The 12,881-nt window shown below is 70.1% G+C and carries 12 protein-coding genes; 7 read left to right on the plus strand and 5 right to left on the minus strand.

Annotated elements, in window-relative coordinates; translation table 11 throughout:
- Positions 1-87 precede the first annotated feature (87 nt).
- Together LTL01_RS08895 and LTL01_RS08900 are read right to left on the minus strand one after the other, a co-directional pair.
- The gene (locus LTL01_RS08895) at positions 88-1,902 is read right to left on the minus strand and encodes a DEAD/DEAH box helicase (protein WP_372461324.1); all 1,815 of its coding nucleotides are present in this window, start codon (positions 1,900-1,902) and stop codon (positions 88-90) included.
- Positions 1,903-1,962: 60 nt separating this feature from the next.
- Positions 1,963-2,559 (minus strand): PadR family transcriptional regulator, encoded by a 597-nt coding sequence (locus LTL01_RS08900; RefSeq protein ID WP_236968293.1) that lies wholly within the window; start codon positions 2,557-2,559, stop codon positions 1,963-1,965.
- A 191-nt stretch (positions 2,560-2,750) separates the two neighbouring features.
- Between LTL01_RS08900 and secA the strand changes: the two genes are divergently transcribed.
- Entirely contained in the window at positions 2,751-5,555 is a 2,805-nt protein-coding gene (secA, locus tag LTL01_RS08905; RefSeq protein ID WP_236968294.1) for a preprotein translocase subunit SecA, read from the plus strand.
- A gap of 79 nt (positions 5,556-5,634) precedes the next feature.
- Entirely contained in the window at positions 5,635-6,861 is a 1,227-nt protein-coding gene (locus LTL01_RS08910; protein WP_272877920.1) for a pyridoxal phosphate-dependent aminotransferase, read from the plus strand.
- Between the two features lie 103 nt (positions 6,862-6,964).
- On the opposite strand, the gene LTL01_RS08915 is transcribed toward LTL01_RS08910, so the two are convergent.
- A complete protein-coding gene (locus LTL01_RS08915; RefSeq protein ID WP_236968295.1) occupies positions 6,965-7,402 on the minus strand; it encodes an Rv3235 family protein in 438 nt (145 codons plus the stop codon).
- A gap of 127 nt (positions 7,403-7,529) precedes the next feature.
- On the opposite strand from LTL01_RS08915, the gene LTL01_RS08920 reads away from it, so the two are divergent.
- On the plus strand, positions 7,530-8,138 hold the full coding sequence (locus tag LTL01_RS08920; RefSeq protein WP_236968296.1) for a hypothetical protein: 609 nt from the start codon (positions 7,530-7,532) through the stop codon (positions 8,136-8,138).
- Positions 8,139-8,144: 6 nt separating this feature from the next.
- Here LTL01_RS08920 and LTL01_RS08925 read toward each other — a convergent pair whose 3' ends face one another.
- A complete protein-coding gene (locus tag LTL01_RS08925; RefSeq protein WP_236968297.1) occupies positions 8,145-8,426 on the minus strand; it encodes a helix-turn-helix domain-containing protein in 282 nt (93 codons plus the stop codon).
- Positions 8,427-8,526: 100 nt separating this feature from the next.
- On the opposite strand from LTL01_RS08925, the gene LTL01_RS08930 reads away from it, so the two are divergent.
- From LTL01_RS08930 to LTL01_RS08940, 3 genes are read left to right on the plus strand one after another with little or no spacing between them, the layout of a single operon-like run.
- Positions 8,527-9,156 (plus strand): SAF domain-containing protein, encoded by a 630-nt coding sequence (locus tag LTL01_RS08930; protein WP_236968298.1) that lies wholly within the window; start codon positions 8,527-8,529, stop codon positions 9,154-9,156.
- On the plus strand, positions 9,153-10,448 hold the full coding sequence (locus LTL01_RS08935) for a CpaE/TadZ family protein (RefSeq protein WP_236968299.1): 1,296 nt from the start codon (positions 9,153-9,155) through the stop codon (positions 10,446-10,448). The genes LTL01_RS08930 and LTL01_RS08935 overlap by 4 nt, the downstream gene beginning before the upstream one ends.
- Before the next feature lie 16 nt (positions 10,449-10,464).
- Entirely contained in the window at positions 10,465-11,949 is a 1,485-nt protein-coding gene (locus tag LTL01_RS08940; protein ID WP_053547691.1) for a sensor histidine kinase, read from the plus strand.
- 31 nt (positions 11,950-11,980) lie between these two features.
- On the opposite strand, the gene LTL01_RS08945 is transcribed toward LTL01_RS08940, so the two are convergent.
- A complete protein-coding gene (locus tag LTL01_RS08945) occupies positions 11,981-12,229 on the minus strand; it encodes a WhiB family transcriptional regulator (RefSeq protein ID WP_013583608.1) in 249 nt (82 codons plus the stop codon).
- A gap of 248 nt (positions 12,230-12,477) precedes the next feature.
- Here LTL01_RS08945 and LTL01_RS08950 point away from each other — a divergent pair, with 248 nt between their 5' ends.
- On the plus strand, positions 12,478-12,879 hold the full coding sequence (locus tag LTL01_RS08950; protein ID WP_053547690.1) for a hypothetical protein: 402 nt from the start codon (positions 12,478-12,480) through the stop codon (positions 12,877-12,879).
- The last annotated feature ends 2 nt before the right edge of the window (positions 12,880-12,881 follow it).

The following is a 12,881-nucleotide window of genomic DNA, read 5'->3' on the forward strand; positions in this document are numbered from 1 at the left end:
TCCTATGCAGGCACCCGCCCACTCGGCGGGACCGCCCTCGCGCTCTCGGCGAACGTGAAGGGGCCCTGCCGAGGCGGGGTGGCGTCGTCAGTCGCGGGAGCTGCCGTGGCGGCGCTTCCGGCCGCGCGCATCGTCGTCGCGGTCGCCGTCGCGTCGGCGGGGGCCCCCGGTGTCGGGGCGCAGCTCGATCAGTCGACCCGAGATGCGGGTGTCGCTGAGGCGCTCCAGGGTGCCGGCGGGCAGGGGCGACGGCAGCTCGACGAGCGAGAAGTCGGGGCGGATCTGGATCGCACCGAAGTCGTCGCGACGCAGCCCTCCCTCGTTCGCGAGCGCGCCGACGATCTGGCGGGGCTCGACACGGTGGCGCTTGCCGACCGCGATGCGGTACATGGCGAACCCGCCGCGGGGCGCCTTGCGCGGGCCGCGCTCGCCGCCGCGGTCCCGGTCCGTGCCGCGGTCGCGTGCAGTCCCCGGGCGCTCGCCGTCGCGCGCCGCGCGGGCAGGACGCACGGAGGGCTCGGGATCGGGCTCGAGCAGCAGCGGGGTCTCTCCCTGCGCGACGATCGCGAGCGCGGCCGCGACATCGACCTCGGGCACATCGTGGTTGCGCACGTAGTGGGCGATGATGTCACGGAAGCGGTCCACGCGCTCCGTCTCGGCGAGCGCGGCCGTGATGCGGTCGTCGAACCGAGTGAGGCGGGTCTCGTTGACCTCGTCCACGCTCGGCAGCGACATCTCGGTCACCTCCTGCCGCGTGGCCTTCTCGATGGCCTTGACGAGCCAACGCTCGCGCGGCGTGACGAAGCTGATGGCGTCGCCGGTGCGGCCCGCGCGACCGGTGCGTCCGATGCGGTGCACGTACGACTCGGTGTCGGTGGGGATGTCGAAGTTGACGACGTGGGAGATCCGCTCGACGTCGAGCCCGCGGGCGGCGACATCGGTGGCCACGAGCACGTCGAGGGCGCCGGTCTTCAGCTGGTTCACCGTCTTCTCGCGCATCGGCTGCGCGACGTCGCCGTTGATGGCGGCGGCGGAGTATCCGCGGGCGCGGAGCTTCTCGGCGATCTCCTCGGTCACACTGCGCGTGCGGCCGAAGACGATCATGCCGTCGAAGTTCTCGACCTCGAGGATGCGGGTCAGGGCATCCATCTTCTGCTGCCACGAGACCATGAGGTAGCGCTGGCTGATCGTCGCCGAGGTGGTCGTCTTGGTCTTGACCGTGATCTCGGCGGGATCGTTCAGGTACTGCTGCGACATCCGTCGGATGGATGCCGGCATCGTCGCCGAGAAAAGGGCGACCTGCTTGGTCTTGGGCGTGTCGGCGAGGATCGTCTCGACGTCCTCGGCGAAGCCCATCTTCAGCATCTCGTCGGCCTCGTCGAGCACGAGGTAGCGCAGCTCGGAGAGATCGAGCGTGCCCTTCTCGAGGTGGTCGATGATGCGTCCGGGGGTGCCGACGACGATGTGCACGCCGCGGCGGAGGGCCGACAGCTGCACCCCGTAGCCCTGCCCGCCGTAGACGGGGAGGACGTGCACGCCGTCGAGGTGGGAGGCGTACTTCTCGAACGCCTCGCAGACCTGGAGGGCGAGTTCGCGGGTCGGCGCGAGCACGAGGGCCTGCGGCGTCTTCTGGGTCAGATCGAGACGATCGATGACCGGCAGGGCGAACGCGGCGGTCTTGCCGGTGCCGGTCTGAGCGAGGCCCACCACATCGCGGCCGGCGAGCAGCGGCGGGATCGTGGCGGCCTGGATGGCGGAGGGGGTTTCGTATCCGACGCCGCGGAGCGCTTGCTGCACCGCGTCTCCGAGACCGAGGTCGGCGAAGGTCGGCGAGGCGGGCTCCTGCGGAGCCTCGGCCTCGATCTGGGGGTCGGAATCGGGCGAAGGCTGTGTTTCGGTCACGCTTCAGGGTAGTGTGCGCGGCCTGTGAGGCGACAGCATGCCGTCCGAGGACCGGTGTGCTCAGGCGACCGAGGCGGTCACCGGACGCCCGCGCTTTGGCGTCTGCGTCGACAGGGACAGGCCCATCGCGGGGGTGGGATGCTGCGCCAGGAGGCCGGCGAGGTGGTCCAGCCAGCGCACTTCGGCCTCGGCTTGGAAGACCACCGCCTCTCGGACGAGCGAGCGGGCGAAGTCCTCCGCGTCGTCGGTCGCGGCATCGAGGAGGTGCGATGCGCGCAGCTCCTCCAGGATCCGGGCGGAGACCTCCCGCTGACGGCGGACGAGGTCCGCGGCATCCACTCCGGGGAGTGTGGCGGCGACGGCGAGTTTGATCGCGAGCGCGTCGCGCGTGCCGGCGGTGCGGACGACGGGTTCGTCGAGCCAGGCCCGCACTTCGATACGGCCCGGATCAGTGATGTGCCAGTAGACGTGCCCGAGCTCGTCGGCCTCGCCGCGGCGGACCAGACCGTCGCGCTCGAGCCGGTCGAGGGTGTTGTAGATCTGCCCGACGTTCAGAGGCCAGGTCGATCCGGTGCGGCGGTCGAACTCCGCGCGCAGCTGATAGCCGTAGCAGGCGCCCTGATCGAGGATCGCCAAGAGGCTCTGACGCACCGACATCGACGACTCCTCGACTCCGCCGTCGCGGCGGTCTGCATACCGGGTATGTGTTTTCCGAGTATAGGGATGCGTCCCCGCTCGCCCCGTCCAGCACACCTCAAGGTCACAGGTGGATAACATGGGCGAGTGTGCCCGGGCGTCGCCCGGGGGCCCGACGCCTCGCGTCGCACCCGACAGATGGAGATCTTTTCGTGGCCAACCCTCTCGAGAAACTGCTTCGCGCCGGCGAGGGACGGATCCTTCGGCGGCTTCACCAGGTCGTCAAGGCCGTCAACGCCCTCGAAGAGGACTACGAGGCCCTCACCGACGAGGAGCTCCGGGGCGAGACGGCCGAGCTGCGCGCCCGCTACGAAGCCGGGGCGACGCTGGACCAGCTGATGCCGGAGGCGTTCGCCGCCGTGCGCGAGGCCGCCAAGCGCACGCTCGGGCAGCGCGCCTACGACGTGCAGATCATGGGCGGCGCCGCCCTCCACCTCGGCAACATCGCCGAGATGAAGACCGGTGAGGGCAAGACGCTGACCGGTGCCTTCCCGGTGTACCTCAACGCCATCGCCGGCCAGGGCGTGCACGTGATCACCGTGAACGACTTCCTCGCGTCCTACCAGTCCGAGCTCATGGGTCGCATCTACCGCGCCCTCGGGATGACGACCGGGACGATCGTGTCCGGGCAGACTCCGGAGGTGCGTCGTGAGCAGTACAACGCCGACATCACCTACGGCACGAACAACGAGTTCGGCTTCGATTACCTGCGCGACAACATGGCGTGGCGCAAGGAGGATCTCGTTCAGCGCGGTCACTTCTTCGCCATCGTCGACGAGGTCGACTCGATCCTCATCGACGAGGCGCGTACGCCGCTGATCATCTCGGGCCCGTCGTCGGGTGAGGCCAACCGCTGGTTCGTGGAGTTCGCGCGGATCGCCAAGACGCTCGAGGCGGGTGTTGACTACGAGGTCGACGAGAAGAAGCGCACCATCGGTGTCCTCGAGCCCGGTATCGAGAAGGTCGAGGACTACCTCGGCATCGACAACCTCTACGAATCGGCCAACACGCCGCTGATCTCGTTCCTCAACAACTCGATCAAGGCGCTGGCGCTGTTCAAGCGCGACAGCGACTACGTCGTCATGAACGACGAGGTCATGATCGTCGACGAGCACACCGGTCGCATCCTGGTGGGCCGCCGGTACAACGAGGGCATCCACCAGGCCATCGAGGCGAAGGAGGGCGTGCCCGTCAAGGCCGAGAACCAGACGCTCGCCACCGTCACGCTCCAGAACTACTTCCGCCTCTACAACAAGCTCGCCGGCATGACCGGTACCGCCGAGACCGAGGCGGCGGAGTTCATGTCGACCTACAAGCTCGGCGTGGTCCCGATCCCCACGAACAAGCCGATGGTCCGCAAGGACATGCCCGATCTCGTCTACAAGAACGAGCAGGCGAAGTTCGAGCAGGTCGTCGAGGACATCGTCGCGCGTCACGAGAAGGGCCAGCCGGTGCTGGTCGGAACCGTCAGCGTCGAGAAGAGCGAGTACCTCTCGCGGCTCCTCGCGAAGAAGGGCATCAAGCACGAGGTCCTCAACGCGAAGAACCACGCCCGCGAGGCCGAGATCGTCGCTCGGGCGGGACGCCTCGGGGCCGTGACGGTCGCGACCAACATGGCCGGTCGTGGCACCGACATCATGCTCGGCGGGAACGCGGAGTTCCTCGCGGTCCAGGAGATGAAGTCCCGCGGCCTCGACCCGGTCGAGACGCCCGAAGAGTACGAGGCGGCCTGGGACGAGGTCTACCAGTCCACGAAGGCCACGGTCGACGAGGAAGGCGCGCAGGTCGTCGCCGCCGGCGGGCTCTACGTCCTCGGCACCGAACGCCACGAGTCGCGCCGCATCGACAACCAGCTGCGCGGCCGTTCGGGTCGTCAGGGTGACCCGGGGGAGAGCCGGTTCTACCTGTCGCTCACGGACGACCTCATGCGCCTGTTCCAGTCGGGGGCGGCCGAGGCGATCCTGGCGCGGACGAACTTCCCCGACGACGTCGCGATCGAATCCGGCATGGTCTCGCGTGCCATCAAGAGCGCGCAGAGTCAGGTGGAGTCCCGCAACGCCGAGATCCGCAAGAACGTGCTGAAGTACGACGACGTCCTGAACCGGCAGCGCGAGGCGATCTACTCGGATCGTCGTCAGATCCTGCACGGCGACGACATCGCCGACCGCGTGCAGCACTTCATCGAGGATGCGATCAACTCCCTCATCGACGACCACACCGGCACCGGTCACAACGAGAGCTGGGACTTCGACGCGCTGTGGACCGAGCTGAAGACGCTCTACCCCGTCGACGTGTCGATCGACGAGGTCGTGGCGGAGGGTGCGGGACGCAAGGGCGGCATCACCCCCGAGGGGCTGAAGCGCGAGATCCTCTCCGACGCGCGGATCGCGTACGCCAAGCGCGAGGAGTCGCTCGGTGAGCCGGCCATGCGCGAGCTCGAGCGTCGCGTCGTCCTGCAGGTGCTCGATCGTCGCTGGCGCGACCACCTCTACGAGATGGACTATCTCAAGGACGGCATCGGATTGCGCGCGATGGCACAGCGCGACCCGCTGATCGAGTATCAGCGCGAGGGCTACCAGATGTTCCAGGCGATGATGGGCCAGATCAAGGAGGAGTCGGTCGGCTACCTCTACAACCTCGAGGTCGAGGTGCGCCGCGCCGACGCCGGCGAACCGCAGGTCGAGGCGAAGGGTCTGGGTGCCACCCCCGTCGAGAACGCACGGCTGGAGTACACCGCCGCCAACGACGCGGGCGAGGTCGAGGTCCGCAACGAGCGCGGCCAGGTCCAGCAGGCATCGACGAACCGGATGCGGCAGGCGGCCGCAGCGTCGGCGCCCGGCGCCGCTCCTGCGGAAGAGGTCCGAGGTGCGTTCGGGCAGAAGGTCGAGTCCGGCGAGGACGCCGGTTCGGGTGCCCTGAATCGCGCCCAGCGACGCGCTGCCGACAAGAAGAAGTGATCGCGGTTCTCCGCTGACCGCGAGCGAGCGGGCCACCGTCGGTCGATTGGCCCGGTGGCCCGCTCGATATCCTGGGGCGATGAGCCCCCTGCGTCCGCTCGATCAGTCGAGCAAGCTGAAGAACGTCCTCTACGAGATCAGAGGGCAGGCGCTCATCGCCGCCGACCAGCTCGAGGCCGACGGGCACACCATCCTGAAGCTCAACACCGGCAACCCCGCCGTGTTCGGATTCGAGGCGCCGTTCCAGATCGTGCGCGACATGATCGAGGCCGTGCCGCAGGCGCACGGCTACAGCGACAGCCGGGGCATCATGCCCGCGCGGCGCGCGGTCGTCTCGCGGTACGAGCAGGAGCCGGGCTTTCCTCACGTGGACCCGGATGACGTCTACCTCGGCAACGGTGTCTCCGAACTCATCACCATGACCATGCAGGCGCTGCTCGACGAGGGCGACGAGGTCCTCATCCCGGCTCCGGACTATCCGCTCTGGACGGCGATGACGAGCCTCGCCGGCGGCGATCCGATCCACTACCGGTGCGACAACCTGAACGGGTGGCAGCCGGATCTCGACGACATCCGCTCGAAGGTCACGCCGCGCACCAAGGCGATCGTGGTGATCAACCCGAACAACCCCACCGGCGCCGTGTACACGCGCGAGGTGCTCGAGGGCATCGCCGAGATCGCCCGCGAGCACTCGCTGCTCCTGCTCTCCGACGAGATCTACGACCGCATCGTCTTCGACGACGCGCGCCACATCCCGATGGCCACGATCGCACCGGACCTGCTCTGCCTGACGTTCAACGGCCTGTCCAAGACCTACCGGGTGGCCGGGTATCGCTCCGGCTGGCTCGTCATCACCGGTCCGAAGGCGCACGCCGCGGGCTTCCTCGAGGGGATCCAGCTCCTCGCCTCGACGCGTCTGTGTCCCAATGTCCCCGCGCAGTTCGCGGTGCAGGCGGCGCTGTCCGGCATCCAGTCCATCGATGCCCTCATCGCCCCCGCGGGCCGTCTCCACGAGCAGCGGGATGCCGCGTGGAATGCCCTCGAGTCGATTCCGGGCGTCGCCTGCGCCAAGCCGCAGGGCGCCCTGTACGCCTTCCCCCGGTTCGACCCGGAGGTCTACGAGATCCCGGACGACGCGAAGTTCGTCTACGACTTCCTCATCGCCGAGCATGTGCTGCTCGTGCAGGGGACCGGTTTCAACTGGCCGACCCCCGATCACGTCCGCATCGTCACCCTTCCGGAGGCTCGCGTGCTCACCGAGGCCATCGAGAGGCTCGGGAACTTCCTGGCGTCGTACCGGCCGTGAGGCGCCGGGTGCGTCGTCTGCCGATAGGCGGACGCCGATTCGGCGCCTCCGCGGCCGGCCGGGGCTGATCCGGGGTCAGGCGACGCGGAGCGGGATCCGGCCCTCAGAGCACCGCGAGGGAGGGCGAGCGCCAGCGGCCGTCCATGCCCTCGAGGCGAAGGGCGACCGCGCGCGTGCGCGCCGGTCCCTGGACGATCACCACGGCTTCGACGACACCGTCCGCCGGGCGGGTGGCCCGGACCGAGAGGATCGTGTGCACCGGCCGCATCGCCGGGACGCCACGGGCACTGCGCGCACGCGTCGCCATGGCCGCACGGGTGACGAGCTTGCGGTACGCGTCCTCGGTGAGCCAGCGTGCCAATTGCTCCACCTCGCGGACACCGGCGAGGACCTCGAACACTCCGACGGTGATGTTCCGGAGGAACGGTTCAGGCTCCGGGAGCGCGTGGGAAGAGGTGCGCTGCGGGGCGAAGAACTCCGAGAGCTCGGCCGCCCCCGGAGCGAAGGAGTCGCGGGGTCGTTCGGCGGGCGAGGGTGACATGTCGGCCAATCTGGACGGGGAGGTTTGTGCCGGTAGTAGAACACAGAGGCAACTCCCAGGAACATGCCCCGACGGCTCCTGTGGACAACTTCTCATCGACTCCTCACGATTGGCCTAACCTGCCCAGGTGCGATGGGATCGCTTTTTCGACGACCTGGAAGACCAGGTCGCTTCGGAGTGGGAAGCCGAGCGGGCCGCGCTCGACACGGAGGCGGAACGGCTGCGTCTGTCGACCCTCGGCTTCGCCGCCCGCCTCCGCGCGCTGGCGCCGGGCTCGCCGGATGCCCGGGGTGTGGAGGTCACGATCGACGCCGCGTCCGACCGGCTTCGCGGCACGGTCACCTCCGCGGGATCGGACTGGCTGGCACTCGATCTCGCCGAGTCCGCAACGGTCGCCGCGCTCGTCCCCTTCGCAGCCGTGCGGGGCCTCGCCCTCACCCACGCCGCGATGCTCGCGACCGCCCGCCCCGCCGACCGTCCGCCGGGCCTGAGGGATCGCATGTCATTCGGGTTCGTCCTGCGCGACCTCGTCCGTCGCCGCCTCGCGGTGACGGTCCACCTGCGTGACGGTGCGGCGCTCAGCGGCACGATCGATCGGGCGGGAGCGGATCACCTCGACCTCGCCCTCCACGACCCGGGATCCCCGCGGCGGGCGGCATCCGTCACGGGGTTCCGCATGATCCCGTTCGACGCCGTCGCCTGGGTGCGGCTCGAGGCCGCCGCCGTCCTCCGCTGACGGTGGTCAGTCCGGGTTGCGCACGATGCCGGTGCCCCAGAGCTCCGGGAAGCTCGCGGTCTGCGACTGGTGCCACAGCGCGATGCGCCGGGCCTCCTCGGCCTGATCGTCGAGATATGTCGAGATGCTGGCCTCGTCGACCCGCCACTGCGCGGGCGCACCCACGCGCATGCCGCGCAGTCGACCGTCCATCACGAGGGCGATGACCTCATCGACGCCCACTCCGAGGATCTCGGCCACCTGGCTGGGCGCGAGAAGGCGCACGGCAGGGGTGGAGTTCTCGGGCATGCCCCCATTATCGACCCGCCGCACCCGCTGTCCAGGGGCACGAAACACCCCCTGTGGATAACGCCGGAGCGGAATCATCGCTCTGCGCGAACATGGGGTCATGACCGCCGCCGTCTCCTCGCGTCCGACCCGGGCCTCCGCGCGCCCCGATCTGCGTCTGATCCTCGGGATCATCCTGGTCCTGGCCTCGATCCTCGGGGTGTGGTTCACGGTGCAGGCGGCGCGCACGACCGCACCCGCCTACGTCGCGACGCGCACCATCGTCCCCGGTGAGGCGGTGACCGCCGACGTCGTGCGGAGCGTCGAGGTGTCCCTCGGAGGCCTCTCCGAGAGCTACCTCTCCACCGCCGACGTGGAATCGGGCCTCGTGGCGACGCGCACGATCGAAGTCGGCGAGCTGGTTCCGGCCGCTGCGGTCGGCAGTGCGGATGCGGCCCGAACGACCCGCGTGGTGGTGCGCAGCGCCGTCGACGTCCCGGCATCCGTCGCCGCGGGAACCGTCGTGGAGGTGTGGGCCGCGCCTCAGCGGGAACGGGGGGTCTACGACGCGCCGCGGATCCTCGTCGCGGACGCCACCGTCGTGTCGGTCGCGCGCGATGAGTCGATGATCGGCGGGGGAGCGGCGCAGCTGGAACTGGTGATCCCGCGATCGGATGTCGCCGCGGCGCTCACCGCCATGAGCGATCAGTCCGCACTGTCGGTGGTGCCGGTCGCGGGAGCAGGCTCATGAGAGCGCTTGTCGCGGTGGTCGACGGTGATCGGCGGGCCGTCGAGCTGATCCACGAGGGCATCGAGGTGGTCGGCGTCCTCGCGCCGGAGGCGCTCGGCCTGCTCGCCCGCGACGACCTCGCCGAGCCGGACGCCTCGCAGGCTCTGCGCGCGCTCGCCGACGCCGACGTGGTGATCCTGACGGTCGACCGGACGCACACCGACGTCGCCGTGGTGGCGCTGTGCGACCGTGCGCGCACGCGTATCGTGCCGTTCGCGGCGACTGCGGACGACCTCCGCACAGCCGAGGCGCTGGGCCTCGAGAGCCCGCTCGCACCGGACGTGCCCGTGTGGCGGCTGTGCGAGGTCCTCGCGGCCGAGCCGGTCAGCGCCGCCGCCGCGCCCTCGACGACCGGGCCGGCGGTCATCGCGGTGTGGGGCCCGGCGGGAGCGCCCGGACGGTCGACCGTCGCGGTCGGGCTCGCCCTCGAACTCGCGCGGGGCGGGCGACGCACGGCGCTCGTGGACGCCGACACCGCAGCGCCTTCCCAGGCGCTGAGCCTTTCGCTCCCCGACGAAGGTCCGGGGTTCGCGGCGGCCTGCCGCAGTGCCGAGCGGGGCGCGCTCGACGCCGCCGAACTCACGCGGATCGCCCTTCCGCTCGGCGATACGGGAGTCGAGGTGCTGACGGGGCTGAACAGGCCGTCGCGGTGGCCGGAGCTGTCCGCTGCGCGGGTGGGGGCGGCCCTGTCGGCCTGCCGCGGGTGGGTCGATCACGTCGTCGTGGACGTCGCCGCGCCGCTCGAGCGCGACGAGGAGATCGTCAGCGACCTGGAGGACGGTCCGCGTCGCAACGCCGCGACCGTGGCCGCGCTCCAGGCGGCGGACCTTGTGGTGGCCGTCGGCTCGGCCGACCCCGTCGGCATCGCGCGGTACCTGCGTGGTCACGCCGAGCTGAGAGCGATCGTCGGCTCCACCCGGGTGGTGTCGCTGATCAACCGTGTGCGCCCGGGAGTCCTCGGTATCGATGCGCGGGGCCAGGTCCGTCGAGCCCTCGACCGGTTCGGCGGCATCGAGGACGTGTGGTTCCTCCCGCACGACGGCAGATCTGCGGATGCTGCGCTCCTCGCCGCACGACCCCTCGGCCTCGTGGCCCCGCGGTCGGGCGTGACCCTCGGCATCCGTCGCTTCGTCGGCGAGGCGGTCCTCCCACCGACCCCGACCGGGCCCGCAGGCGCGGACGCTCCGACCCGCCGGGTCCGGGCGGCCAGGCGCCGCCGACCGGAGCGCGCGGCGCTGCCGACCCGGGGCTGAACCCTAAGCTGGAGGGGTGTCCACGCTCAGCGATCTCGTCTATGCCCAGGGCCGTTCCAGCGCGCAGGACGTCGAGTGGCTGCACCGGCTCGCCGGCGACGGTCAACTGCTCGCGGACCTCGCCTTCGCCGACATCGTGCTGTGGGTTCCGACCCTCGACGACTCGTTCGTCGCCGTGGCGCACACCCGGCCCAGCGGCGCGGCGACGCTGTTCTATCGGGACATCGTCGGTGACCGGGTCCGGCCCCAGTGGCGGACGCAGGTGCGCGACGCCTTCCACACCGGACGCATCGTCGATTCCGCGTCGCCCGATTGGTTCGAGGAGACCCCGACCCGGGTGCGCGCGGTGCCGGTCGCGCGTTCCGGCGGCGGGCGCAGCGAGACGATCGCGGTGCTCACCCGTCACACCAACCTCGGAGAGGCGCGGACCCCCTCTCGGCAGCAGATCACCTTCAACGACTGCGCCGACGACCTCTTCGGCATGATCGCCTCGGGTGATTTCCCCGATCTCACGGCTCCGACCTCGCCGCGCCGCGGCGCACCGCGCGCGTCCGACGGACTCGTCCGGCTCGATGTCGACGGCGTCACCACGTTCGCGAGCCCCAATGCGCTTTCGGCGTTCAACCGCCTCGGGTTCGGCGACGAACTCGAGGGCGAGTCCCTCGTCGAGGTCGTCACCCAGATCCTGCCGGGCAAACGTCAGTTCGACGAGTCGCTCCCGGTGGTCCTGACCGGTCGCGCACCGTGGCGCGCCGACGTCGAGGCGCGCGGCGTGACGGTGTCGCTGCGGACGATCCCGCTCCGCGACCGCGGAACGCGTATCGGCGCAATCGTCCTATGCCGAGACGTCACGGAGATCCGCCATCAGGAGCAGGAGCTCATCACCAAAGACGCCACGATCCGCGAGATCCACCACCGCGTCAAGAACAACCTGCAGACGGTGGCGTCGCTGCTGCGGATCCAGGCTCGCCGGTCGCACTCCGAAGAGGCCCGTGAGGCTCTCACTCAGGCCATGCGGCGCGTGTCGGCGATCGCCGTGGTCCACGACACGCTGTCGGAGGGCCTCGCCCAGAACGTCGACTTCGACGACGTCTTCGACCGTGTCCTGAAGCTCGTCGCTGAGGTCGCCGCGGCACCCAACACGCGCGCCAAGACCCGGTCGACGGGCCGCTTCGGGACGCTGCCGAGCGAGTACGCCACGCCCCTCGCCCTGGCGCTGACCGAGTTGGTCACCAATGCGGTGGAGCACGGCCTGGCCGGCCAGGAGGGCGACGTCGAAATCATCGCCGAGCGCACGGGGGAGACCCTCGAAGTCCGCGTCCGCGACACCGGGTCGGGCCTTCCCGAGGGTCAGGTCGGTCGGGGACTCGGGACGCAGATCGTGCGCACACTCATCCAGGGCGAGCTGGGCGGCACGATCGACTGGCACACGATCATGGGCAGCGGAACCGAGGTCACGATCGAGATCCCGTTGCGCTACATCGAGCGCGCGCGGGGCTGAACGCCCTTGCGGGGCGACATGCGCGCGCGGGTCAGGACGCGCGGCGGGCGCGAGCGGCGCGGCGCTTCAGTGCACGGCGCTCGTCTTCGGAGAGACCTCCCCAGACGCCCGAGTCCTGGCCGGACTCGAGGGCGTACTGCAGGCATACTTCGGTGACGGTGCACCGTGCGCAGACGGACTTGGCCTTCTCGATCTGGTCGACGGCCGGACCGGTGTTCCCGACGGGGAAGAACAGTTCGGGGTCGACGGTGAGGCAGGCGGCCTTATCGCGCCAGTCCATAGGGGTGCTCCTTGATGCGGGGGGATTGGGGAAAAGATGAGGGACGGATTCGGGTCCGTTACTCTGGTGAGGGTGCGAGATCGACTCGCCCCACGTCGCTGTGGGAGCACACTGCTTCACCAATCGTCCCACAGCGGTTTACCTGAATCAAGGGTTGACCGGCAGGTTTGTGCGGAAGACGCTGGTGAATCGCGTCTAGCACATGATGCTTCCTACAACCCCGACCGTTCGGAGAAGGAGTCGCGCGCATGCTGGCGAGAACGACGGGACGCGCTGCCGCGGTCCTCCTGGTGGCGGAGGGACTCGGCATCCTGGCGCTCCTCGTGTGGCAGATCGGCGCGCTCTTCGCCGGCGACACCGCCGTCCTCACCACCGCGATCGCCCTCGCCGTCCTCACCGCGATCGGTGCCGCCGCCGTCCTCGCCTTCGGCGTGGCGACGTGGCGCGAACGCAGCTGGGGCCGCTCCGGGGGAGTCGTGACGCAGCTGCTCATCCTCGCCGTGGCGCTCGGAGCGATCACCGGCGCCTTCGCCGCCCCGGGCATCGCGCTCGCGCTCGCGGCGCCGGCCGTCGTCACCCTCGTCCTGCTGGCGATGACGGTCCGCGCGAGCGCCCCACCGCGAGAGGATCGTGCGGGCGGCGACGCCTGAGA

The organism is Microbacterium aurantiacum (assembly GCF_021654035.1).
GTDB lineage: Bacteria > Actinomycetota > Actinomycetes > Actinomycetales > Microbacteriaceae > Microbacterium > Microbacterium aurantiacum.